Origin of the sequence: Kribbella sp. NPDC051718, assembly GCF_040681515.1 — a bacterium.
Lineage (GTDB): Bacteria > Actinomycetota > Actinomycetes > Propionibacteriales > Kribbellaceae > Kribbella.
Genome location: NZ_JBFAYZ010000006.1, coordinates 46,372 through 70,551, shown reverse-complemented (window position 1 = coordinate 70,551; position 24,180 = coordinate 46,372). Strand labels below are relative to the sequence as shown.

The window sequence follows — 24,180 nt, the reverse complement described above, 5'->3', positions numbered from 1 at the left end:
GCACCCTAAGTGACGGCCGGGGCGTGATAGCGGATGGCTCTTGGATGAGGTAGTGATAAGTCATGACACATGCGGAGCTGTGGGAGCGTCACAAGGCCGTCATGCCGGATTGGCTCGCGCTGTACTACGAGCAGCCGATCGAGATCGTCAAGGGATCCGGCCGCCGGGTCACCGACGGTGAGGGCAAGGAGTATCTCGACTTCTTCGCCGGCATCCTGACCAACGCGATCGGGTACGACATCGCGGAGATCTCCGACGCGGTCCGCGAGCAACTGGCCACCGGGGTCGCGCACACCTCGACGGTCTACCTGATCCGCCGGCAGATCGAGCTGGCCGAGAAGATCGCGGAGCTGTCCGGCATCCCGGACGCCAAGGTGTTCTTCACCAACTCCGGCACCGAGGCGAACGAGGCGGCGATGCTGTTCGCCACCCAGAAGCGCCGCTCGAACCAGGTACTGGCGATGCGCAACTCGTACCACGGCCGCGGCTTCGGCACGGTCGCCATCACCGGCAACCGCGGCTGGTCGGCGAGCAGCCTCTCGCCGGTCAACGTGCAGTACGTGCAGGGCGCTTACCGCTACCGCAGCCCGTTCAAGGACCTGCCGGACGCGGAGTACATCAAGGTCTGTGTGGACGACCTCCGTGAGGTGATCAACACCGGTACTGCGGGCGACGTCGCCTGCATGATCGTCGAGCCGATCCAGGGCGTGGGCGGTTTCTCGTCCCCGCCCGACGGCCTGTACGCCGCGTTCAAGGAGGTGCTCGACGAGTACGGGATCCTCTTCATCTCCGACGAGGTGCAGACCGGCTGGGGCCGGACCGGCGACCACTTCTGGGGGATCCAGGCGCACGACGTCGTACCGGACGCGATGACGTTCGCGAAGGGGCTCGGCAACGGGTTCGCGATCGGCGGTGTGGTCGCGAAGCCCGAACTGGTGGACAGCCTCAGCGCGAACAGCCTGTCCACCTTCGGCGGCAACCCGATCTCCACCAGCGCGGCCAAGGCGACGATCGAGTACCTCGTCGACAACGACCTGCAGGCCAACGCCGCCAAGCGCGGCGCCCAGCTGATGGACGGACTGCGTGGCATCTCGGACGAGTTCCCCGAGATCGGCGACGTCCGTGGCAAGGGCCTGATGCTCGCCACCGAGCTGATCAACCCCGCCGACGGCAAGCCCGACGCTGCCGTCACGGTCAAGCTCCAGCAGGAGGCCATGGAGCGCGGCCTGCTGCTCGGCAAGGGCGGCCTCTACGGCAACGTGCTGCGGATGGCCCCGCCGATGACCCTGACCGAAGAGGAGACCACCGAGGCCCTGGAGATCATCCGGGACTCCTTCAACACCCTGCGCTGACACCGTTGCCGCGCTTGTACGTCGCCCTGCGCGAGGGCGACGCCGTCGAGGCGACCTCGTCACCGTTCGGTGCCGAGGTCGCCTTCGCGATGGACAGGTTCGCCACTGCCGACGACCGGTGGCAACAGCTCGACGGAGCCATGGTCGCCTGCACGGTCGAGGTCGCCGGTACTACGAGCATCGGCGAGCTGACCCAGCTAGCGCTGACCGCTGCGAGGGCGGCCGGCCAGGCGTCGAGCGTCGACGGCATCCGGACCTGGCTGGCCGATCCGGCCACCGGTGAAGAGTTCACAGCGGACGACACCGTCGATGCGGCCGGATTGCTGGACGGGGATCTGGTGGTGCTCTGCGTCGAGCATCCGCTGAAGGGGACCTACGACTTCCTGCCGGCCGCCGGTCCGGCCGATGTCTTCGCGCAGTTGCAGTACTCGGACCGGGCCAGGCGCCGGGCTCGCAAGATCCGCGGGGTGCTGCTCTACACCGACGCGGATGTCGAGTTGGCGACCTTCGTACGGACGCATTTCGACGAGCTCAACGCGTTGTCCGGTGAGCTGTTCCAGATCTCGGTCTTCGAGCGGCCGCAGAGTTGGCGGACGGCCAAGCAGTACTGGAAGGACCGGTTGAGCCCGGAGCTGTACCGGATGCTGAGTGCGCTGCGGTGGTTGAAGTGGACGCCGTACGACAAGCTCGGCGCCTACGAGGTGGCGCGCGAACTCGGCGTACCGGGGAGTGAGTTGCCGTGTCTCGTGCTGCTTCCGTACGGCCGCGACAAGTATGTCTTCCCGATCGGGGACACCTCGATGGCAGCGTTCCGCAAGCTGTTCAGAGAGCTCTCGGAGACGATCGAGGACGAGTCTGCCGACGGTTCTATCCTGCGGCGGCTGGCAAGAGCGGAGCAGCGGTTGCGGGCGGAGCTGGTGCCTACCGCCAGAGGGTATGAGTTCAAGGGCGCGACAGTCGTCATTCACACCGGAGGACAGGCAATGACCGAGAACTTCAACTTCCACGGCCAGACGACCTTCATCAACCGCCCGGTCGACACCGTCGTCACCGACTTCCAGAACTCCCACGCCATCACCCCCACCGACCTCGGCACCCTGCTACGCCTCGTCCTGACCAGCGACCAGCTGACCGACGACCAACGCGAACAAGTCGCCCAGCTGATCGACGACGTGGCCGGCCAGCTGAACGCCGAGACCCCGGACGCCGCCAAGACCCGCACCCAGCTGGAGCGGATCAAAACCACTGTGAGCAAGGCGGCCGACATCGCCACCCCTGCGCTGAGCATCGTCGCGAAGGTTCTCGAACTACTGCCGTGACGGGCTCCCGCCCGAAGGCGAGAGCCCGTCGAACCCGCTAGCGCACGGTGAGGTTGTAGGTGGTGGTACCGGTCTTGCCGTCGGTCGAACGCGCCGAGATCTTGATGGCGTAGGTGCCGCGCGGCGTCTGGAAGCTGGTGAAGAACCAGACGTTGCTGGTGCCGTTCTGGGCGATGGTGGTCGGGTTGAAGAAGGTCTGGGTGCCGGCCGGGACGCCGGAGGCGGTGAGCGTGAGGTTGCCGGTGCCGCCGGAGGCCTTCACGACTGTCTGAGCCAGCTGACCCTGGGTGACCGAGCCGCTGGACGGGGTGGCGGTGACCTGTACGTCCCCAGTCGGCGGTTGATCGCCCTCGACTGTGAGGGTGACGGTCGCGGTGGCGGTCTTGCCGGCCGCGTTGGTGCCGGTGACCGTGATGGTGTGGTTGCCGGCCGGTGTGGAGGAACCGGCTTCGAAGGTCAGCTTGGCAGTGCCGCCCGAAGCGATCGACTCAGGCTGGAACGTCGCCTTCGCGCCGGTGGGCAGGCCGGACGCGGTGAGTGTCAGGTTCTCCGCACCACTCGTGCCGGCGGTGCTGGTCACCGTGGTCGAGATGTACTTGCCAGAGGCAACTTTCACCGCGGACGGCGAGACGCCGACGGCGAAGTCGCCGGTGGGCGGTGCGTCGCCGACCTGGGTCTTGACCCAGTCGCCCATGTCGTTGGTGAGCCGGCCGTAGACGCTGTACCACTTGAAGTCCGAGCGGCTCCAGGAGGCGACGCCGATCACCTTGCCCTGGACGATCAGCGGACCGCCGCTGTCCCCGGGCAGGATGGTCACCCGGCCGTCGGCGTACCCGGCGCAGATCATCGTCGCGGGCTTGAAGCCGGCGCCGACGCCGTTGCAGACCTGCGAGCCGTCGACGATCGGCAGCGACGCCTTGTCCAGCGTGACGTCGCGGGCGGTGTCGTCGAAGTCCTTCTTGCCGTAGCCGAAGCCCTGCGCCGTCACGCCGGGCTTCTCCATCCCGGCGTCGGCAGAGGTCGCGTACGACGCGTACTTGCCGCCCGGCACCGGGATGTCCGCGTCCGTGGTGACCACCGCGACGTCGTACCCCTGGTCGAAGTTCACGTACTTGGGATGCTTGATGTACGAGACCACGCCGACCCGCGTGCCGCCGCTGGCGTTGAGGTCGTCAAGGCCGTAGAGGAAGCTCTTGGCGCCGACCGCGTCCGCACAGTGCGCCGCGATCAGGATCTTGCGCGGCGCGATCGCCGTACCGGTGCAGGTCTGCCCCTGCGGCCGGGTACCGCCGGCCCGCAGTCCGGCGATGATCGAGGGGAACTCGCTGACGGTCGCGTCCTGTCCACCGGCGAAGTTGGCGCCAGGGGTAGCGGACTTGACCGGGACCGTGTCGCCCTCGTAGTTGGCGGCCGACGGCGTGAAGTTGAGCGACCAGCCGTCGATGGTGCCGGTGTCGAAGCGGTAGGCGTCCTTCACCTGCAGCTTCCAGGTGCCGTTGCGGGTCTCGCTCGAGGTGTTGGCGGTGAAGGTCTGGTGGAGTCCGTCGGGGGAGCCGACGCCACCGGCCTTGCGCAGGTTGATGACAGCGCCGGACGGTCCGACCAGGTCGACCTGGAGGTCGCCGGTGTAGGTGTGGTTGATATCCACCTTCACGCTGGTGTTCGACGTACCGTTCCCGTCGCAACCGCTGATCGTGGCCGAGGTGGAGACCGCGGCGCCTGCGTCGGGGATGGCTGCGTCCTCGGTCGAGGAACCGCCCGCACACGTCGGCGGCTCGGGGTCGCCGCCGCCGATGAAGCCGGTGTAGAGCAGCTTGTTCGGCGAGCCGGTGCCCGCGTTCTTGACCACTCCGGCGCTGGCGTTGCTGGTCAGCGCCGAGGCGACTGCAGCCGGTGTGGCGGACGGGTTGCCCGCCAGGTAGAGCGCCGCGGCACCAGCGACGTGCGGCGCCGCCATCGACGTACCGCTGATGCTGTTGGTACCACCGTTGTTCCAGGTCGAGGTGATGCCCGATCCCGGCGCGAAGATGTCCAGGCAGGACCCGATGTTGGAGAAGCTGGACCGGTTGTCCTGGTTGTCGGTGGCGCCGACGGTGATCGCCTCCGACGTCCGGGCCGGGCTGTAGCTGCAGGCGTTCGCGCCGTTGTTGTTGCCGCCCGCAATGGAGAAGGTGACGCCCGAGGCGATCGCCTTCTTTACCGCGTCGTCGACCGAGGAGTTGGTCTCGCCCGACAGGCTCATGTTGGCGACGGCCGGCTTCTTCGCGTTCTGGGCGACCCAGTCGATCCCGCCGATCACCTGGGACCACTCGCCGTTGCCCTGGCAGTCCAGCACCCGGACGCCGACCAGCGCGACGCCCTTCGCGACCCCGTACGTCGTACTGCCGACGGTACCGGCGACATGTGTGCCGTGCCCGTTGCAGTCGTTGGCGATCGCGTCGTTGTCGATGAAGTCGTAGCCGTCGGTCGCCCGGCCGCCGAAGTCGGAGTGCGTCTTGTAGATACCGGTGTCGACGATGTACGCCGTGACACCGGGCGCCTTGGTCGCGTACGTGTAGCCCTGGTCGAGTGGCAGCGCCTTCTGGTCGATCCGGTCGAGACCCCAGGTCGGGTTGGCCTGGCGGTCAGTGGCGTGGGCCTTGCCGTCCTGCTCGACGTACTTGACCTCTGGGTCCGCAGCCAGCCGCAGTGCCTCCGTCTCGGTCAAGGAGGCGGAGAAGCCGCGCAGTGCGGTGGTGTAGGTCAGCTTGACCTTGCCGCCGTACTTGGAGGCCAGGGTGGAGGCCGTTGCGCGAGCACCGTCCTTCAGCACGACGATGTAGCTGCCTGGAATGGTGCCGGGGGCACCAGCACCCCGGATGGTGGGGCTGGGCGCCGGTGGTGGGGCGGCCGCCTGGGCAGGTGGGGTCAGTAGTGCGAGTGACAGACACACGATGGCGCCATAGGCGCCCGAGCGTGGGAGGTTCATCAGCTCTCCGTTCGGTCCCCGGCCACCCAGGGCGGAGGGGGTGGGGCAGCCGGTCCGATCACTGTCGGGGCGGGCCCGGACGGGAACAATCCGGGCAGCAGTAGGTAGGGGTACCTGACTATTGGTGCCGAGACCCTCACAGAAATGGGTTTCCCCACGTAGGCTCGCCCCCACATCCACGGGAGCGCAGATGACTGGAGCACCGATCAACAGGACCAGTTCGCCAGTGCTGGTCGGCCGCGGCGATGAGCTGCGCCTGCTGGCTGCTACAGCGGGACAGTCCGGCGTTGCACTGGTCGAGGGTGAGGCCGGCATCGGCAAGAGCCGTCTGATCAGCGAGCTGCTCCGTGGGCCTGACGTACGCGACAGGCATCTCATGATCGGCTTCTGCCAGCCCTTGCGTGAGCCCTTCCCGTACGGCGCTGTCGTAGAGGCGCTCAGGAGCTACCCACGACACTCCGGTACTCCGCTGGGCCCGTTGACCTCAGTACTGCGCCCCCTCCTGCCCGAGCTCGCAGACCGCTTCCCCGACGCGCACTGGCCTGCGGCCGACCCGGCGACCGAGCGGCATCAGGTGTTCCGTGCGATCCGCGAACTGCTGGCGGCTGCTGGTCCGGCGCTGCTGGTGGTGGAGGACCTGCACTGGGCGGACGACGGGTCTCGCCAGCTGCTGCGCTTCCTGATGACGGACCCGCCGGAGAACTTGTCGATCCTGGTCACCTACCGGCGGGAGGACCTGACGACGGGACCACCGCTAGGAGCGGAGTACCGGCCGCCTGTCTGGTTGCCGAGCGCGGTAGTCGCCTTGCAGCCGCTGGATCTGGCTGGGGTCCGGTCGTTGTCGGCCGGGATCCTGGGGGTGGAGGCGATCGCGGCCGACCTGGCCGAGCTCCTGTACGACCGGACAGCCGGCATCCCGGCAGTGATCGAGGAGGCTGTCCGGACGTTGCCGCTCCCGGTCGACGGGAGTACTGCGCGGCGGGCGCTCGAGCAGGTCGAAGTACCGGCTCTGCTGCGGGATGCGATGGCTGAGCGGCTCTCCGGGCTGGAGCAGGAGGCTAGAGAGGTCAGCTACGCCACAGCAGCCCTGGGGATTCCGGCGGCGAGCGAGTTGCTCGGGCGGGTGACTGGTCTGGCCGAAGGGGCCGTCGACGCTGCACTCACCTCGGCGTTGGCAGCCGGAGTACTAAGAGACTCAGGCGACGGCCGCTACGACTTCCGCCATGCGCTGGGACGGCAAGCGGTCTATGACAGCCTGCCGAGTCCGCAGCGGCAAGCACTGCACCGGCGGATCGCCGAGACTCTCGCAGAGACCAGTCCGCAGCCGCTGCTCCAGTTGGCCGAGCACAGTCGGCTCGCGGGGCGTATGCAGGAGTGGCGGCAGTTCGGAGAGGCCGCGGCTGACAGGGCTGGCGAGATCGGTGACGCCTCGACCGCTACCCGCCTGCTGCAACGTCTACTGGCTGAGCCCGACCAGTCAGTCGAAGCACTGGACCGCCTCGCCTCGAAGCTCGGGTCGGTCGCCTACACAGGCCTGGACCAGCGAGACCCGATGGACACGCTCCAGCGCCTGCTGACCGACCACCGGCTCTCGCCTGGCGTCCGCGGCGAGGTGCGGCTCTATGCGGGCCTGCTGATGATCCGGGCGGCAGGCAGCATCGCGGCCGGCCGGGCTGAGATCGAGCGAGCCCTTGCAGACCTAGGCGACCGACCGGACCTCGAGGCGCGAGCTATCTCCGTCCTGGCTCAGTGCTGGCTGGGCGCGGCCACACTCGATGAGACCGGTCTGTGGGCCCAGCGGGCTGACGAGCGCTTTCACCGGGCCACCGATCCGGTGCTGATCACCTCGTTGCGGGCGAACCTGCTGGCCTCGCGACTACACGCCGGTGATCCCTTCGTCCTGTCCGAGGTCGCCGAGCTGACGTCTGACGGAGCCAGCGCGGCCGAGCTGCGACACCTGGCCAGGGCGCACTGCAATCTCGCCGACGCGTGCATGTCGATCGGCTACTACGGCAAGGCCACCGACTTCCTCCATAGCGGGCTCCAGTTCGCCACCGACTGCGGAGCGCCATTCGTCGTCAGTACTGCGCGCGCGACCCAGGCACGAGTCGACTGGTTCACCGGCGAGTGGGCCGGGCTCGACGAGCGCGCCGGCCAACTACTGGACGAGTACCGCGACCTGTTCCCGCTCACCAGCGAACTGTCGCTGGTACTGGCCTTTCTGGCCGTCGCACGTGGTGAATGGGCTGAGGCCGAGGCCTACTTGGCTGCCACCGGGATCGACGAGCCGGCCAACGCCATCGCCCCGATCGCCTTGGGCAGCTTCGGTCTGCTCGCGTGGATGCAGCTGTCCCGCAACAACCTTGATGCTGCGGTCACGGCGGTGAACGACGGCCTGGAGCTGCTGCGGCGCAAGCAGGTGTGGTCGTGGGCAGGGGAGTTGGTACCGACTGCGGTAGCCGTACTGCTCGCCGATGGACGTGACGATGAAGTACGGAAGCTGTTGGGGGAGTTGGACGACTGCATCAGCGGTCTGGAGGCGCCGCTGGCACGGGTGGCGTTGCATTGTGGGTGGGCGCAGCTCACGGAGTACGAAGGCGACTACAGACGAGCGGTTGAGCTCTATAGAGAGGTAGAGATCCAGTACGAGGCACTACCGGCACCGTACTTCGCGGCACTGGTCGCCGAGCGAGCAGCGCATTGCGGGCTGGCACTCAAGGAGCCGGCCGACGCTTTCGCGAAGCTAGCGGAGACCTTCGATCGCCTGGGAGCGCTCAGAGACGCAGCCCGTTGCCGCCACGAGCTGAGGAACCACGGCGTCACAGCCCCTTCCCGCAGAGGCCGCCGCGGCTACGGGGCCGAGCTGTCTCCACGCGAGCAGGACGTGGCCCGCCTGCTCGGCCGCGGCCACACCAACCGCGAGATCGCCGACGTCCTGTTCCTCTCACCCCGCACGGTCGAGCAACACGTCGCCAAGGTCCTCCGCAAGCTCAATGCGGCCTCCCGCGCAGACCTGGTCAACTCAGACTGAGTCGGCCAGCACCTGCTCGACGACACGCAGATCTTCCGTGATCAGGGCCTTCCACAACGCCCACCCACGAGCCCGCGCCCAGGTCCCCGCATCCTGCGAGACCGTACGCCGGAACGCCTCGCGACTCTCCCCCGAGAAGAGAGTCCACGCGATCACCAGATCGCAAGCCGGGTCGCCGACTCCCGACGTGCCGAAGTCGATGACGGCCGACAGCTTTCCGTCGACAACCAGCAGGTTCCCGTGCGCGATATCCCCGTGGAACCATACCGGCGGCCCGTCGAAGGACGAGTTGATCGCCGCTTCCCAGATCTCGGTACAGGCTGCGACGTCCACCTGCCCGGCTAGCTCGACCAGCGCGCGTCGAGTCTCCCCGTCGTAGTGCACTGGCGGCGCGCCCCGGAAGAAGCTGTGTTCCGCGCCCACCGGTCCGTCCGTCGCGTCGCACCGCTGCAGTGCGCGGATGAATGAGGCTACAGAGACAGCAAAGCCAGGCAGGTCGTCGATACGGTCCAGCGAAGCAGTAGAGCCGTCCAGCCAGCGCCGGACCGACCAGTTGAACGCATAGCCCTCGCCCGGCACCCCCTTGCCCACAGGCTCCGGCACTGCGACCGGTAGCTGCGGGGCGAGCCGTGGCAGCCAGAGGTCCTCCTTGTCGACCGCCGGCGCGTAGCCGGCAGCCGTTGGGAGCCGGACCGTCAAGGAGTCCCCGAGGCGATAGGTCCGGTTGTCCCACCCGTCGACCTTGACCGGCGTGATCGGCAGGTCGCTCCACTGCGGGAACTGGGCTTTGATCAGGCGCCGGACCAGGCCCACGTCGATTCCGGCACGACCGTCTGGAGCGTTGTTGTCACTCATCCCGGCCAAGTCTCCAGTGCAGCCGGGAGTCGGGGCAAAGCGTTTTCAGATCGTCAGGTTGATGCCGTAGTCGCGGATCTTGCGGTAGATCGTGGCCCGGGACATGCCCAGGTCGCTGGCAGCCTTGTCCTTGTTGCCGCGGTGGATGACAAGCGCCTTGACGACGGCGTCGCGCTCCAGGGACTCCAGCTGTGTGAGTCGCCGCCGGGTAGTGGCTCGGCACTCGCCGGGCAGGTCGTCCAGGTCGATCGTGCCGGAGCGGCGTTGCTGGGCGATGCGGAGGAGGACGCGGCGAAGCTGCTCGACGTTGCCGAGCCAGGGGAGTCGCATCAGCTGAGCCAGTGCGCTGGGGGAGATGCTGAGGTTGTTGCCCCGGTTGAGGCGGCTCAGCAGGTGAGGTACCAGCTTGTGCATGTCTTCCAGGTGATGCCGCAGTGGCGGTACCTGCACTGTGTGCGAGAAGTGCGGCAGCAGTTGGGCATCCACCTCGGGGTTGCGTGGCTCGCTCCGCATCGTCAGGGCGACCCACATCTCGCTCCGCTGGTCGGCGTGCTCGAGCAGTAGCGCCGACAGTCCACTCACCGAGTCACTGTCGAGCAGATGTGCCCTCCGGATGACCAGTGATCCCGCCCCGGCCGACAACTCCTCAGCAACCGTGTCCAGCCAACCAGGACCGCACTCGGACGCATCCATGACCCGGAAGTGCCCGCTGCCGTTCCGTAGCTGGTTCACCGAGCGCAGCAACGCGATCTTGCCGACACCTGCCTCGCCCTCCAGCACTACCCACGAGCTGTTGCGCCGACTGGTGTCCACCGCCTCGAACACCCGCTGCCAAGTAGCACTGCTCCCAGCAAGCCCAGGCATCACCGGTACTACGCTGCGCACCGCCCCAGTGGTCGAGTCCAGACCCGACTGCACCTGGATCTTCAACACCCCACCAGCGAACTCCGAACCAGCGAACGCCGGCCGATAGTCCAACCGAGCCACCAACCCACTAGGTAGATCAGCGACCAGCGTCACCTGCTCGGGGGAACCCGCAGCGTCGCGCGACCGTGCTAGGAGCGCAGTCTGATCGGCTGGGTCGAACCGCTGCTGCGCCTGGCTGTTCATCATGACCAGGTCCCCGCTCAGCGCGATCACCCCACTGCTGGAGTGCTGGCAAGCGGCCAGGTAGTCGCGGAAGAGCGCCAGCTCCTTGGCACCGGACCGGGCCAGCAACTGCTGCTCGATCTTCTGCGCCGTCGACCGCGCGCAGAACATCAATAAAGCGTTCGAATGAGACACCGACGAGGTCAGGTCCAGCACCCCGAGCAGCGAGCCGGTGACGGGATGGTGGATCGGCGCACCCGCGCAGGCGAAGCCACCGAGCGGCCCGGTGAAGTGTTCGCTCCCCGTGACCATCGTGGGGACGCCGGCCTCCAAGGTGGTCCCGATGCCGTTCGTACCGACCTGCTCCTCCGCGTAGCTGAAGCCTGGCGACAGGGACGCCCGGTCGAGCTGCCTGATCAGCGACGGGTCAGGGCAGGTCCGCTGAAGTACGAGGCCGTGCTGGTCGGTCAGGATGATGCTCACCGACTCGTTCGCCAGCTCGTCGGCCAGGGCGCTCAGCACCGGCGCGGCCGACAGCGCGAGCGGCGTCGGGCCTTCCAGACCCAGGAAGCTGGGATCGACGTTGTCGGTGTCCACCCGCAGCCGGGAAGACCGCAGCCACGACGCCTGGATCGACTCTCGCACCAGCTCGGGGTCCAGATCCCCGGACGACAAGAAGGTATCCCTGGCCTGCTGCAGCAGCCGGCCAGTCCGAGGTGCGTCGATCCAGTGCGCTCGTTCCACAGAGGCCTCCCTGCCATCACTCTAGGTGCGTCCGCCTTCCCACTGTGTCTCAGATTGAGACAAGCGCAAGGCCTGACCCGGGGTGAGATCGGTCCACTTGAAACCCCGAGGAGGCAGACCGTGAGCAGGCAGAGTCTGAGCAAGGCCCACGCCAAGATCACCGAACTGTCCTGGGAGCCGACCTTCGCGACTCCCGCGACACGCTTCGGAACCGACTACACCTTCGACAAGGCCCCCAAGAAGGACCCGCTGAAGCAGATCATGCGGTCCTACTTCCCGATGGAGGAGGAGAAGGACAACCGCGTCTTCGGCGCGATGGACGGCGCGATCCGCGGCAACATGTTCCGCCAGGTCCAGCAGCGCTGGATGGAGTGGCAGAAGCTGTTCCTCTCGATCATCCCGTTCCCGGAGATCTCCGCCGCCCGGGCGATGCCGATGGCGATCGACGCGGTGCCGAACCCGGAGATCCACAACGGGCTGGCGGTGCAGATGATCGACGAGGTCCGGCACTCGACGATCCAGATGAACCTGAAGAAGCTGTACATGAACCACTACATCGACCCGGCCGGGTTCGACATCACCGAGAAGGCGTTCGCGAACAACTACGCGGGCACCATCGGCCGGCAGTTCGGCGAGGGGTTCATCACCGGCGACGCGATCACCGCGGCCAACATCTACCTCACGGTGGTGGCCGAGACCGCGTTCACCAACACGCTGTTCGTCGCGATGCCCGACGAGGCGGCCGCGAACGGCGACTACCTGCTGCCGACCGTGTTCCACTCGGTCCAGTCCGACGAGTCGCGGCACATCAGCAACGGCTACAGCATCCTGCTGATGGCGCTGGCCGACGAGGACAACCGGCAGTTGCTCGAGCGCGACCTGCGCTACGCCTGGTGGAACAACCACTGCGTCGTCGACGCCGCGATCGGCACGTTCATCGAGTACGGCACCAAGGACCGCCGCAAGGACCGCGACTCGTACGCCGAGATGTGGCGCCGGTGGATCTACGACGACTACTACCGCAGCTACCTGATCCCGCTGGAGAAGTACGGCCTGAAGATCCCGCACGACCTGGTCGAGGAGGCCTGGAACCGGATCTACAACAAGGGCTACGTGCACGAGGTGGCGCAGTTCTTCGCCACCGGCTGGCCGGTCAACTACTGGCGGATCGACCCGATGACGGACGAGGACTTCGAGTGGTTCGAGTTCAAGTACCCGGGCTGGTACAACAAGTACGGCAAGTGGTGGGAGAACTACAACCGCCTGCGGTACCCGGGCAAGAACAAGCCGATCGCCTTCGAGGACGTCGACTACCAGTACCCGCACCGCTGCTGGACCTGCATGGTGCCGGCCCTGATCCGCGAGGACATGGTCACCGAGAAGGTCGACGGCCAGTGGCGCACGTACTGCTCCGAGACCTGCGCCTGGACCGACATCAAGGCGTTCCGGCCGGAGTACGAGGGCCGGCCGACGCCGAACATGGGCCGGCTGACCGGGCACCGCGAGTGGGAGACCCTGCACCACAACCGCGACCTGGCCGACATCATCTCCGACCTCGGGTACGTCCGTGACGACGGCAAGACGCTGATCCCGCAGCCGCACCTGGACCTGGACGACCAGAAGAAGCTCTGGACGCTCGACGACGTGCGCGGCATCAACTTCGCCAGCCCGAACATCCTGCTCAACGAGATGTCCGACGCTGACCGCGAGGCGCATCTCGCGGCGTACAAGGCCGGCGGTCCCGCCGGCCGGCCGGCGCCGGCGGTGGCCTGACCCCAGCAAGCAGATCGGTGGCGGCGGACCCTGGCGACATCCCGCCGCCACCGGTCGCCCAATCGTCAGAGGAGCAGGTTGATGGGTGACAAACACGTGGTCAGGTTCGAGCCCGTCGATCTCGAGATGGAGGTCGACGAGAGCGAGACGGTGCTGAACGCCGCCTTCCGGCAGGGCATCGCGCTGATGCACGGCTGCAAGGAGGGCCAGTGCGCCGCCTGCAAGTCGTTCCTGATCGACGGCGACGTCCAGATGGACCGGTACTCGACGTTCGCGCTGGCCGAGTACGAGAGCGACGAGGGCTACATCCTGCTCTGCAAGTCGCACGCGTACTCCGACCTGACCGTCGAGCTGATCAACTACGACGAGGAGGAACTGCGCAACGCGGTCCCGCTGCAGCACCTGCGGACCCGGATCGCCGCGATCGAGCCGGTCACCCGCGACATCGTGTCGCTGCGACTGGACCTGGTCGAGCCGGACAAGTTCACCTTCAAACCCGGCCAGTACGCCGATATCGCGATCCCGGGGCACGACGCGCACCGGTCGTTCTCGATGGCGACGCTGCCCGGCGACCCGCTGGAGTTCCTGATCAAGAAGTACCCCGGCGGGCACTTCTCCGGCCTGCTCGACGGCGCGCTGTTGGTCGGCGACGAGCTCGAGCTGGACGGACCGTACGGCACCTTCACGCTGAAGAAGTCGTCCGACCGGCCGATCCTGTGCATCGGCGGGGGAGCCGGGCTGGCGCCGATCCTGTCGCTGCTGAGGCACCTGGTTGCTGATGGCATCGAACGGCCGGTGCGGTTCTACTACGGCGCCCGAACCCACGACGACCTGTTCTACCTCGACCAGATCGAGGAGCTGGGGGCCGAGTTGCCCGACTTCAAGTTCTTCGGCGTGCTGTCGGAGAGCTGGCCGGACGACTGGGAGCACACCGGGTTCGTGACGGAGGCGGTGCAGCGGCTGGAGCCAGGGCTGGCCGAATGCGAGGCCTACCTGTGCGGGCCGCCCCCGATGGTCGACGCGGCGATCGGGTTGCTGGAGCTGGCCGGCGTACCGCGCGAGCACATCCACTACGACAAGTTCACCACTTCGGTGGCGGAGTAGGAGATCGAGATGGCAGACACGAAAGAACGGAGCTTCCCGCACCCGGAGTTCACCGACTCCGAGGCCGGCGCGCTCACGTTCCCGAGCTCCACGAGTCGCAGTTACAACTACTACCAGCCGGCCAAGGCGCGGGCGACGACGTACGAGGACGTCACCTTCGACGTCCAGCCGGTCCCCGACCGGCACCTGTCGCAGGGCTGGATCTACGGCTTCGCGAACTCGCCCGGCGGGTATCCGAAGGACTGGATCCGGTTGCAGTCTGCGGACTGGCACCGGTTCCGTGACCCGAACGAGGAGTGGGAGAAGACGATCTACCGCAATAACGCGGCGGTCGTCCGGCAGATCGGGCTGAGCCTGGAGAACGCCAAGCGGGCCAAGGCGTACTCGCACTGGAACCCGGCCTGGACCAAGTTCATCCAGCGCAACCTCGGCGCCTGGATGCATGCCGAGAACGGGCTGGGCATGCACGTCTTCACCGCCGCCCAGCGGTCGGCGCCGACGAACATGATCAACAACGCGATCTGCGTCAACGCGGCCCACAAGCTGCGCTTCGCCCAGGACCTGGCGCTGTTCAACCTCGACCTGGCCGAGTCCGACATCGACTTCGACGGCCAGGTGCACCGGGAGGTCTGGCAGTCCGACCCGGTCTGGCAGGGCGTCCGGGAGAACGTCGAGCGGCTGACCGCGATCGGCGACTGGGCCGAGGCGCTGTTCGCGACGAACATCGTCTTCGAGTCGCTGGTCGGCGTGCTGTTCCGGTCCGACCTGCTGATGCAGGTGTCGGCCCGCAACGGCGACTACATCACGCCGACCATCGTCGGGGCCGGCGAGAACGACTACAGCCGCGACCTCGGCTACACCCGGGCGTTGTTCTCGCTGCTCACCCGGGACTCCGAGCACGGTACGGAGAACAAGGCCGTACTGGGTGAATGGCTCGCCACCTGGGTGCCGCAGAGCCTGCGGGCGGCCCACGAGCTGCAGCCGATCTGGTCGCAGCCGAACGAGAAGGTCGTCACCTTCGCCGACTCGCTGGCCGCCGCCAAGGACGGTCTGCGCAGCGTGCTGGCCGACCTCGATCTCGACGTACCGAAGGAGCTGGACCAATGACGGAGACCAAGGCGTTCGGCGCGGCGACCGCACCTTCTCGAACATGTGCGGCGTGACCTTGATGAACAACCAGAACGGTCACGTGGTGGCCCAGATCATGGGCGCCAAGGACAACGTGGAGATCACCGAGTACCCGTCGATGATCCGGGTCGACGGGGTCGGCAAGCTCACCTTCGACTTCGCCGAGATCTCCGACGCGCTCGGCGCGGACTTCGACCAGTCCGACTTCGAGGAGATCATGTCCACCCACTACGGGCGGATGGTCCATTTCGACGACAAGACGATGCTCTTCTCCAGCCCGGAGGAGGCCGCGGAGTACATCGACTTCGATCTGGTCGAGGTCGACGACGATGTATGAGAGCAACGGCGAGAAGTACTACATCGTCGACAGTCACGTGCACTTCTGGAACGGCCGGCCGGAGAACAACAGGAACCGGTACGGCGAGGGCTTCACCAACTGCTTCTACGACTACCACCGCAACCTGTCGCCCGCGGAGTACGTCTGGACGGCGGAGAAGTTCGGTGCGTACTCCGAGGCCGACCTGCTGCACGACCTGTTCGAGATCGGCTACGTGGACAAGGCGATCTTCCAGCCGACGTACCTGACCGACTTCTACGTCGACGGGTTCAACACGACCGAGCGCGACGGCGCCGTGATGGAGAACAACCCGGGCAAGTTCATCACCAACGGCGCCTGGGATCCGCGCGACGGCGCGGCCGGACTGGACAAGCTGGAGGAACTCCATGCCCGCTGGAACCTGCAGGGCGTCAAGCTCTACACGGCCGAGTGGAAGGGCGACTCGAAGGGCTGGAAGCTGTCCGACCCGGAGGCCGAGCCGTACCTGCGCAAGTGCGTCGAGCTCGGCATCAAGAACATCCATGTGCACAAGGGCCCCACGATCTACCCACTGAACCGGGACGCCTTCGACGTCCAGGACGTCGACTACGCGGCCTCGATCTTCCCCGAGCTCAACTTCATCGTCGAACATGTCGGACTGCCGCGGCTGGAGGACTTCTGCTGGATCGCCACCCAGGAGCCCAACGTGTACGGCGGCCTGGCGGTCGCGATGCCGTTCATCCACAGCCGGCCCCGGTACTTCGCCCAGATCATCGGCGAGCTCCTGTACTGGATCGGCGAGGACCGGATCATCTTCGCCAGCGACTACGCGATCTGGCAGCCGAAGTGGCTGGTGGAGAAGTTCGTCGACTTCCAGATCCCCGAGGACATGCAGTCGGAGTACGGCGTACTGACGCCGGACATCAAGCGCAAGATCCTCGGCCTCAACGCGGCCAAGCTCTACAACCTCGACGTACCCGCCGAGCTCCAGCTCCAGCTCACCTGATTCGAAGGGAACAGACCGATGGCCAAGGATCTTCGTTTCAGCAACGATGCCCGGCAACTGCTCGAGCAAGGGGTCAACGCCCTGGCCGACGCGGTCAAGGTGACGCTCGGGCCGAAGGGACGCAACGCGGTACTGGAGAAGCTGACCGGGCCGCCGACCATCACCAACGACGGCGTGACGATCGCGCGGGAGATCCAGCTGCGCAACCCGTTCGCCAACATGGGCGCGCAACTGGTCAAGGAAGTCGCGATGAAGACGAACGGGGTGGCCGGCGACGGTACGACCACCGCGACCGTGCTGGCGCAGGCGCTGGTGCGTGAAGGATTGCGCGCGGTCGACGAGGGCGCGAACCCGATGCAGTTGCGGCGGGGGATCGAGGAAGCGGTCGCGGCGATCGTTCGGACGCTGCATGAGCGGACCGCGGAGGTGGGCGGGCAGACGGATCTGTTGTTCGTGGCAACTTTGTCGGCGAATGATGATCCGGAGATCGGGTCGGTGATCTCGGAGGCGATGGCGCGGGTCGGGAAGACCGGTGTCGTGACGGTCGAGGAGTCGCCGGCGTACGGGCTGTCGCTGAATGTCGTGGACGGGATCGAGTTCGACCACGGGTTCATCTCGCCGTACATGGTGACCGACAAGGACCGGATGGAGACCGTCTTCGACGATCCGTACATCCTGCTGACGAACAAGAAGATCAGCCAACTGCAGGAGCTGATGCCGACTTTGGAGCTGGTGACGCGGTCGGGCCGGCCCTTGGTGATCCTGGCCGAGAACGTCGACGGCCCGGCCCTGCAGATGTGCTGGTCAGCAACAACGTGCACGACACGTTCCGCTCGGTTGTCGTGCGGGCGCCCGGGTTTGGGCACCGGCGGGTGGCGGAGCTGGAGGATCTGGCGGCGGTACTGGGTGGTCGCGTAGTTAGTGAGGACTCGGGCGTCAACCTGCACTCGCTGACGGCCGACGACCTGGGCTCGTGTCACCGGATCACGATCACGGAGAACGGTACGACGATGGTCGGCGGCGCGGGCAACCCCGCCTCCGTGGAAGCGCGCCTCCACCAACTCGAGAAGGAACTGGAGCGCGCCACCAACGACCACGACGAGGACAACCTCAAACTCCGAATCGCCCGCCTGGCCGGCCGAGTCGCCGTAATCCACGTAGGCGCCGCCACCGGCGTAGAACTCAAGGAAAAGCAACACCGAGTAGAAGACTCCTTGTCGGCGACCCGCGCTGCTTTGGAGGAAGGCGTAATCGCCGGCGGCGGCTCAGCCCTCACCCAAGCCCGCGACACCCTCGACCGCCTGGAACTAACCGGCGACGCCCTCATCGGCCGGGAAATCGTCCGCCAATCCCTCGCCGAACCCCTCCGCTGGATAGCCATCAACGCCGGCTACGACGGCGACGAGGTAGTCAAAACAGTCTCCGAACTCCCGCTCGGCCAAGGCTTCAACGCCCTCACCGGCCAGTACGGCGACATGTTCGACTTCGGCGTGATGGACCCCGTCAAAATCACCCGCTCGGCCCTGGAAAGCGCCGCCTCCATCGCCGCCCTCCTGATCACCACCGAAACCGCCGTAGTAGAAGAAGTCATCGGCAACCCCGGCGCCATCATCGCCCCCGACTTCGGCGACCTGGCCGAAGGCATGGTCCGCCCCTCCAACATCTACTAGATGCAAGTCCTCCAACTGGCCCGCCCGCCCCCATCCCTCCCGGGGGCGGGCACCCGTGTCGCGGCGGAGTGCCCACACCACAGGGCCAACAGGCAAGAGCAACAGACAGTCCCGCGCGAGATGTCCTGGTCGGCAGGGGGATCGAGGTTCTGCAGGAAGTTGCAATACAGATGTCTTCCGTCCGCTGGCACGTCCTCTTAGCCTGAAGCCGGGTGGTGAGTACATGTCTGGACCAAGCAGGTCTTCGTTAGCTGGGCAGCCGATGTGACGGACGAACGAAATGGGTGACGAGGGCGCGGCCACGTGCCGCTGGAAACTGCAACGCGAGCTGGTGACCATCACCGCGGCGAAGAGTCCGGCCCGCACGCTCGGCCGTGATGCGCAGGCCAGGCGGGTGTTCAGCGTGACCTGAAAGCGCCCGGCTCGGCTCGGCCAGCAACACCCCACAAGTAGTGCCGGTCCGGTTGCAGGACGTCCAGGTAGCGGATGAACCCTGCAATAGTGTGACGCGATCCAACAGCTTGACCTGCGGAGCAAGGATTCGGAAGTCGGCGACAGATTCAGCCAGAAGCGCCAGTGAGGAGCATTCTTGTGATCGTAGACACAGATTCAATTGACTTTCCTCCGCTCTGCGAGGACCTTGTCACGCCTGGCGTCCGCCGGAGAATACTGCTCAGTGAAGTGGACGTGCTTCTGGATGGTGGGGCGAACTCTGGCCTCTATGGGATCTGGGCTAGACAGTGTGGATTTCGCGGCAGGATCGTATCGTTCGAACCTGCCGTAGAAGTATTTCAGGCCCTCTCGTCCGTTGCCGCCGCCGACGGTAATTGGGAATGCTACAACGTCGCGCTCGGAATGGATGACGGAGAGGGTACGCTTCATTTGTCGACGAGCACCTTGGGGACTTCGCTGTTCGAGCCGTCTCCGGACCATCTCCGCGCGTGGCCAGACGACGTTTCAGCCGGATCGGAGCGTGTCTCGATTCGATCATTGAAGTCTCTTTGGCCGGATCTGGATTGTGACGGTAGCGGCATCTATCTGAAGCTCGATATAGAAGGGGCGGAGCTCGCTGCGCTTAAAGGGGCAGGGCCGATACTTGATGAAATCGCATTCGTCGAAGCCGAGATGGCGTTGGTCGACCTGTACCGAGGCGGTGCCGGTTTCGGGGAGATCTTCGACTTTCTCCGCCGACGGAAATTCGCGGTCGTGGCATTAGAGCAAAAAGGCGGGGACGATCAATTGACCGGGCAAATGCTACAGATCGATGGAATTTTTCGTTCCTCAACCGCACACCGGTCGCCCGGGTCGGGCACCTGAGAGCCTTCATGGTGATGTAGTGGATCCGGTGGTTGCCGACGCTCGTGCTGTCGTACTGGGTGTCGCAGACGGCGAACTTCTGGCCACCGCTCTCGTCGACCGCGAGCGCGCGCGGCGGCGAAGTGGCGGTGGGCGGGCGTGGGTGCCGGCCTGGTCGGTGGAGGTGTCGTCGCCTGGACGATCGGGTTGGAGCGCGGGCTGCTGTTGGCGGCGCCGGTGTTCAGTTTGGGTGTTGTGGTCGGAGTGGTGCTCGGGGAGTTGCGGACACCTCGTCCTGCAGGGCCGGTACGCCGGGCAGCAGTAGAAACCCGCTCGGTAAGGGACTACCTCCCGCGCCGCCTAGCCGGGTCCGTGGCCATCGCGGGAGTGGTGGAGCTGGCGTTGTTGTGCTGGACGACGTCGGTGGCGTCCGCCGATGATCTGGGTCGCGCCGGCCGAGCCCTGTCCCGTACTTGCGGTGACCTGACCACCGTCAAGACCCCCTGGCCAGGATCCTTCTACTCCGTCCCACTCGGCATCGCGGTCCTGCTGGGACTGTACTGATCACCGTTCCATTGCTTGGAACAGCGTTCGTCACCGTCGTGACGATGCCGTGTGACGCCACCTCGTGGAAGCCGATCGGCTGGGCTCTCCTGGTGCCGGCTGCCGGTGGGATCACGTTGCTGGTCTGGAGTGCCATCGCGGTCCTGCAGCCGGCGAGCCAGCCGCATGTGCAGCGGAGTGCCGTGTGACCACGCTTGTTGTGTCGACGTCGGATCCGACACCGCCGTACGAGCAGCTTCGGAAGCAGTTGACGGACCTGATCCATTCCGGCGTACTGGCTCCCGGTGACCGCCTCCCGCCGCTGCGCCAGCTGGCCCGCGACCTCGGTCTCGCAGTCGGCACGGTCGCGCGTACGTACCGGGAGCTCGAAGCGGATGGCCTGCTGACCTCTCGCCGCGGCGGCGGCACCCGGGTGGCCGACAATCCGCCGCGACTCCCGGAAGCTGAGCGCCGGCAGCGGCTCGACGAACTGGCCACCAATTATCTCCACCACACGCGCCAGCTCGGCATCGACGATCAGGCAGCGCTCGAGGCAGTACGCCGCGCCGGCCGCTGAAACGACAAGAGCCCTGCACGCGATCGTGCAGGGCTCTTGAAGGAGGTGGGTCAGGCGGTGCCGTCGGCCACTGGGGCTGCGGTGGGGAGGTCGGTGCCGGGGGCGATTTTGCGGCTTCGGCGGGTGCGGCCTTCCAGATAGCGGGCGAGGACCGAGAGGAGGGAGCAGAGGCCGATGTAGACGACTGCGACCACCATGTACGTCGGGATGTACGGGAAGCCGAACTCGAGCCGGCCGCCCATCTGCTTGGCGACGTACAGGAGCTCGTTGTACGTGATGATGAAGCCGAGCGCGGTGTCCTTCAGCAGGACGACGAGCTGGCTGACGATGGCGGGCAGCATCGCCCGGATCGCCTGCGGGAGCAGGATCAGCCGGACGACCTGGTTCTTGCGCAGGCCGGTCGCGTACGCCGCTTCGCGCTGGCCCTTCGGGACCGCGCTGATGCCGGCCCGGAAGATCTCCGCCAGGACTGAGCCGTTGTAGAGGGTGAGGCCGAAGACGACCGCCCAGAACGGGCCGAGGCCCAGATGGAACTCGAGGTTCCCGTAGTAGAAGAAGAACATCAGGATCAGCACCGGGATCGCGCGGAACAGCTCGACCACGAAGGTCGCCGGAACCCTGACCCACTTGTGGTCGCTGATCCGGGCGGCCGCGAACACAGCGGCGAACAGGAAGGCCAGGACCGCGGCCAGGCCGGCGGCCTTCAGCGTGTTCAGCAGACCGGTGAGCAGCTGCTCCTGGATCGACTTGTACTGGAACTGCGCCCAGCGCCGGCTCTGGAACTGACCGGTGTCGTTCAGCCGGTAGACCACCCAGGCAACCGCGCCCAGCACGACCAGCACGACGACGACGTTGAGGATCATGTTGCGGGCCCGCGCGCGGGGGCCCGGTACGTCGTACAGAACGGCACTCATGCCGATACCGCCGTCCGTCGTTCGGCCCACCGCTGCAGGAAGACCAGGGGGATGATCAGGATCAGGAAGCCGATGGTGATCCAGACCAGGGTCAGCATCTGGTTCTCACCGCGTTCGGCGATCGCCGCCGGGATGGCGCCCGCTTCGAGCACCGAGAAACCGGCCGCGATGGTGGTGTTCTTCAGCAGCGCGATCATCACGCTCATCAGCGGCGGCTGGATCGCCCGGAAGGCCTGCGGCAGTACGACGATGCCGAGCACCTGCAGGAACGACATCCCGACCGCGCGGGCTGCTTCGGACTGGCCCGGCGAGACGGTGTTGATACCCGACCGGACCACCTCGCAGACGAAGGCGGAGGTGTAGACGGTCAGCGCGACGATCGCCGACCAGAAGTACGACGGCAGCTCGATCCCCATCTTCGGCGCGCCGAAGACCAGGAACGCGAAGACCAGGGTCAGCGGCGTGTTCCGCAGGATGTTGACGTAGCCGGTGCCGATGGCCCGCAGCGCCGGTACCGGCGAGACCCGGAACCCGGCCAGCACGGTCCCGAGGACCAGACTCAGCAGACCCGCCACCACGAACAGCTTGATCGTGGTCCAGAAGCCGTCTCTGAACAGTTCCCAGTTGTCGGTGAGGACCGAGAGCATCGCGACCTTCCAAGGGTTGGAGACAGTCAGGGCGACCCCGCGACGCGCGGGGTCGCCCTGAGCTGAGGGTGGATCAGTACTTCTCGACCGGGGGCTGGGTGCCGGCCGAACCGGACTTGCCCAGCGTCTCGTCGTAGATCGACTTCCAGGTACCGTCGGTGCCGGCGGTCTCGAGGCCCGCGTTGATCTTGTCGCGCAGCGCCTTGTCGGCCAGCGGCACGCCGATGCCGTACTTCTCCGTGCTGAACGTCTTGCCGACCACCCGCAGGTCGTCGGGCGCGTTCGCCGCGTAGCCCTTGAGGATCGCGTCGTCGGTGGTGACCGCGTCGACCTTCTTGTCCAGCAGCTGCGAGACGCACTCGGAGTAGGTCTTGAACTCCGAGATGTTGCTGGCCTCGGTCAGGTTCTCGTCCTTGACCTTCTGGATCGGCGTCGAGCCGGTCACCGAGCAGACCTTCTTGCCCTTCAGCGAGTCCTTGCCACCGTCCATCGAGGTGTCGGACTTGCGGACCAGCAGGTCCTGGCCGGCGATGAAGTACGGGCCGGCGAAGCCGACCAGCTTCTTGCGCTTGTCGGTGATCGAGTAGGTACCGACGTAGTAGTCGATCTCGCCACCGGCGATCGCCGTCTCGCGGTTCGCGGACGGGATCTCCTTGTACTCGATCTGGGTCGGGTCGAAGCCGAGCTGGGCCGACACCATCTGGGCGATCTCGATGTCGAAACCGCAGCGCTTGCCGTTGGCATCCTTGTAGCCGAGGTTCGGCTGGTCGGCCTTGACCCCGACGACCGCGTGCCCGCGGGTCTTGATCTTGGCGTAGGTCGGGCTGCCGGCCACGTCCGCGGCCGGGGCCACGGTGAACTTGTGCGGCTCGCCGCAGCTACCGGTGGTGCTGCCACCGCCGCCACCTGCGGCGGTGTCGTCCTTGCCACAGGCGCCGACGCTCAGCGCGAGCGCAGCGACGCCGAGAGTGGCGACCACGTTGCGCATTCTCATGGGATCCCCTTCGTGTGTTTTTACTGCAGTTGCGGCCGGCCCGAAGGCCCGCCGGGCGTCTCGTCAGTGCTTGAGGATCTTCCCGAGGAAGTCCTGGGCACGGCGCGAGGTCGGGTTGGTGAAGAAGGACTCGGGGCTGGCCTCTTCGACGATCTCGCCGTCGGCCATGAAGACGACCCGGTTGGCCGCGCTGCGCGCGAAACCCATCTCGTGGGTGACCACGACCATCGTCATGCTCTGCTTGGCCAGGTCGATCATCACCTCGAGGACCTCCTGGATCATCTCCGGGTCGAGGGCCGAGGTCGGCTCGTCGAACAGGATGACCTTCGGATCCATCGCCAGCGCCCGGGCGATCGCGACCCGCTGCTGCTGGCCACCGGACAGCTGGGCGGGGTACTTGGCCGCCTGGTTCGCGACGCCGACCCGCTCGAGCAGCTCCATCGCGCGCTTCTCGGCGACCTTCGGGTCGTTCTTGCGGACCTTCAGCGGGCCGAGGGTGACGTTCTGCAGGATCGTCTTGTGCGCGAACAGGTTGAACGACTGGAACACCATGCCGACGTCGGCGCGCAGCCTGGCCAGCGCCTTGCCCTCGCTGGGCAGCGGCTGGCCGTCCAGCGTGATGGTGCCCGAGTCGATCGGCTCGAGCCGGTTGATCGCCCGGCACAGGGTGGACTTGCCGGACCCGGACGGGCCGATCACCACCACCACCTCGCCACGGTTGATGGACAGGTTGATGTCCTTCAGCACGTGCAGGTCGCCGAAATGCTTGTTGACGTCTGTCAGGGCGACGAGACCTGTGGTCGTCACTGTGTCGACGGCGGAGGAATCGCTCATGGCGAGAACTTAGCGGAGCC

22 protein-coding genes are annotated in these 24,180 nt (G+C 66.5%); 15 read left to right on the top strand and 7 right to left on the bottom strand.

Annotated elements, in window-relative coordinates; translation table 11 throughout:
* Positions 1 to 62 precede the first annotated feature (62 nt).
* Together AB0M15_RS22880 and AB0M15_RS22875 are read left to right on the top strand one after the other, a co-directional pair.
* The gene (locus AB0M15_RS22880; protein ID WP_363822498.1) at positions 63 to 1,352 is read left to right on the top strand and encodes an aminotransferase class III-fold pyridoxal phosphate-dependent enzyme; all 1,290 of its coding nucleotides are present in this window, start codon (positions 63 to 65) and stop codon (positions 1,350 to 1,352) included.
* Between the two features lie 5 nt (positions 1,353 to 1,357).
* Positions 1,358 to 2,671: a hypothetical protein gene (locus AB0M15_RS22875; RefSeq protein WP_363822495.1), complete on the top strand. Its 1,314-nt coding sequence runs from the start codon at positions 1,358 to 1,360 to the stop codon at positions 2,669 to 2,671.
* Between the two features lie 37 nt (positions 2,672 to 2,708).
* On the opposite strand, the gene AB0M15_RS22870 is transcribed toward AB0M15_RS22875, so the two are convergent.
* A complete protein-coding gene (locus AB0M15_RS22870; protein WP_363822493.1) occupies positions 2,709 to 5,639 on the bottom strand; it encodes a S8 family serine peptidase in 2,931 nt (976 codons plus the stop codon).
* Positions 5,640 to 5,829: 190 nt separating this feature from the next.
* On the opposite strand from AB0M15_RS22870, the gene AB0M15_RS22865 reads away from it, so the two are divergent.
* Positions 5,830 to 8,670, top strand: coding sequence for an AAA family ATPase (locus AB0M15_RS22865; protein ID WP_363822490.1), 2,841 nt, complete (start codon positions 5,830 to 5,832; stop codon positions 8,668 to 8,670).
* On the opposite strand, the gene AB0M15_RS22860 is transcribed toward AB0M15_RS22865, so the two are convergent.
* Both AB0M15_RS22860 and AB0M15_RS22855 read right to left on the bottom strand, forming a co-directional pair.
* Positions 8,662 to 9,525, bottom strand: coding sequence for an aminoglycoside phosphotransferase family protein (locus AB0M15_RS22860; protein WP_363822488.1), 864 nt, complete (start codon positions 9,523 to 9,525; stop codon positions 8,662 to 8,664). The genes AB0M15_RS22865 and AB0M15_RS22860 overlap by 9 nt on opposite strands.
* A gap of 45 nt (positions 9,526 to 9,570) precedes the next feature.
* The gene (locus AB0M15_RS22855) at positions 9,571 to 11,358 is read right to left on the bottom strand and encodes a helix-turn-helix domain-containing protein (protein WP_363822486.1); all 1,788 of its coding nucleotides are present in this window, start codon (positions 11,356 to 11,358) and stop codon (positions 9,571 to 9,573) included.
* 120 nt (positions 11,359 to 11,478) lie between these two features.
* On the opposite strand from AB0M15_RS22855, the gene AB0M15_RS22850 reads away from it, so the two are divergent.
* The 12 genes from AB0M15_RS22850 to AB0M15_RS22795 all read left to right on the top strand — a co-directional run bounded on the left by AB0M15_RS22850 (position 11,479) and on the right by AB0M15_RS22795 (position 20,771).
* Positions 11,479 to 13,131, top strand: coding sequence for a hypothetical protein (locus AB0M15_RS22850; RefSeq protein ID WP_363822483.1), 1,653 nt, complete (start codon positions 11,479 to 11,481; stop codon positions 13,129 to 13,131).
* A gap of 81 nt (positions 13,132 to 13,212) precedes the next feature.
* Positions 13,213 to 14,235, top strand: coding sequence for a 2Fe-2S iron-sulfur cluster binding domain-containing protein (locus AB0M15_RS22845; RefSeq protein ID WP_363822480.1), 1,023 nt, complete (start codon positions 13,213 to 13,215; stop codon positions 14,233 to 14,235).
* A 9-nt stretch (positions 14,236 to 14,244) separates the two neighbouring features.
* Positions 14,245 to 15,342 (top strand): aromatic/alkene monooxygenase hydroxylase subunit beta, encoded by a 1,098-nt coding sequence (locus AB0M15_RS22840; RefSeq protein WP_363822478.1) that lies wholly within the window; start codon positions 14,245 to 14,247, stop codon positions 15,340 to 15,342.
* Complete coding sequence (gene mimD, locus AB0M15_RS22835; protein ID WP_363823823.1) at positions 15,311 to 15,700, top strand: propane 2-monooxygenase effector subunit MimD; 390 nt, start codon at positions 15,311 to 15,313, stop codon at positions 15,698 to 15,700. Before AB0M15_RS22840 ends, mimD begins: the two co-directional genes overlap by 32 nt.
* A complete protein-coding gene (locus tag AB0M15_RS22830) occupies positions 15,693 to 16,685 on the top strand; it encodes an amidohydrolase family protein (RefSeq protein ID WP_363822475.1) in 993 nt (330 codons plus the stop codon). Before mimD ends, AB0M15_RS22830 begins: the two co-directional genes overlap by 8 nt.
* Before the next feature lie 18 nt (positions 16,686 to 16,703).
* Positions 16,704 to 17,603 carry a chaperonin GroEL gene (gene groEL, locus AB0M15_RS22825; protein WP_363822472.1) on the top strand — a complete coding sequence of 300 codons (900 nt, stop codon included), beginning with the start codon at positions 16,704 to 16,706 and terminating at the stop codon, positions 17,601 to 17,603.
* Complete coding sequence (locus AB0M15_RS22820) at positions 17,501 to 18,355, top strand: TCP-1/cpn60 chaperonin family protein (RefSeq protein WP_363822470.1); 855 nt, start codon at positions 17,501 to 17,503, stop codon at positions 18,353 to 18,355. Before groEL ends, AB0M15_RS22820 begins: the two co-directional genes overlap by 103 nt.
* A 280-nt stretch (positions 18,356 to 18,635) precedes the next feature.
* The gene (locus tag AB0M15_RS22815; protein ID WP_363822468.1) at positions 18,636 to 18,767 is read left to right on the top strand and encodes a hypothetical protein; all 132 of its coding nucleotides are present in this window, start codon (positions 18,636 to 18,638) and stop codon (positions 18,765 to 18,767) included.
* Positions 18,768 to 18,946: 179 nt separating this feature from the next.
* Complete coding sequence (locus tag AB0M15_RS22810; protein WP_363822463.1) at positions 18,947 to 19,672, top strand: FkbM family methyltransferase; 726 nt, start codon at positions 18,947 to 18,949, stop codon at positions 19,670 to 19,672.
* Between the two features lie 138 nt (positions 19,673 to 19,810).
* On the top strand, positions 19,811 to 20,215 hold the full coding sequence (locus AB0M15_RS22805) for a hypothetical protein (protein ID WP_363822460.1): 405 nt from the start codon (positions 19,811 to 19,813) through the stop codon (positions 20,213 to 20,215).
* A gap of 44 nt (positions 20,216 to 20,259) precedes the next feature.
* Complete coding sequence (locus tag AB0M15_RS22800; RefSeq protein WP_363822457.1) at positions 20,260 to 20,403, top strand: hypothetical protein; 144 nt, start codon at positions 20,260 to 20,262, stop codon at positions 20,401 to 20,403.
* Positions 20,400 to 20,771 carry a GntR family transcriptional regulator gene (locus AB0M15_RS22795; protein ID WP_363822454.1) on the top strand — a complete coding sequence of 124 codons (372 nt, stop codon included), beginning with the start codon at positions 20,400 to 20,402 and terminating at the stop codon, positions 20,769 to 20,771. Before AB0M15_RS22800 ends, AB0M15_RS22795 begins: the two co-directional genes overlap by 4 nt.
* 50 nt (positions 20,772 to 20,821) lie before the next feature.
* Here AB0M15_RS22795 and AB0M15_RS22790 read toward each other — a convergent pair whose 3' ends face one another.
* The 4 genes from AB0M15_RS22790 to AB0M15_RS22775 all read right to left on the bottom strand — a co-directional run bounded on the left by AB0M15_RS22790 (position 20,822) and on the right by AB0M15_RS22775 (position 24,160).
* Complete coding sequence (locus AB0M15_RS22790) at positions 20,822 to 21,685, bottom strand: amino acid ABC transporter permease (RefSeq protein WP_363822451.1); 864 nt, start codon at positions 21,683 to 21,685, stop codon at positions 20,822 to 20,824.
* Entirely contained in the window at positions 21,682 to 22,332 is a 651-nt protein-coding gene (locus tag AB0M15_RS22785; RefSeq protein WP_363822448.1) for an amino acid ABC transporter permease, read from the bottom strand. The genes AB0M15_RS22790 and AB0M15_RS22785 overlap by 4 nt, the downstream gene beginning before the upstream one ends.
* 73 nt (positions 22,333 to 22,405) lie before the next feature.
* A complete protein-coding gene (locus tag AB0M15_RS22780) occupies positions 22,406 to 23,326 on the bottom strand; it encodes a glutamate ABC transporter substrate-binding protein (RefSeq protein WP_363822445.1) in 921 nt (306 codons plus the stop codon).
* Between the two features lie 63 nt (positions 23,327 to 23,389).
* Complete coding sequence (locus AB0M15_RS22775; protein WP_363822442.1) at positions 23,390 to 24,160, bottom strand: amino acid ABC transporter ATP-binding protein; 771 nt, start codon at positions 24,158 to 24,160, stop codon at positions 23,390 to 23,392.
* Positions 24,161 to 24,180 lie beyond the last annotated feature (20 nt).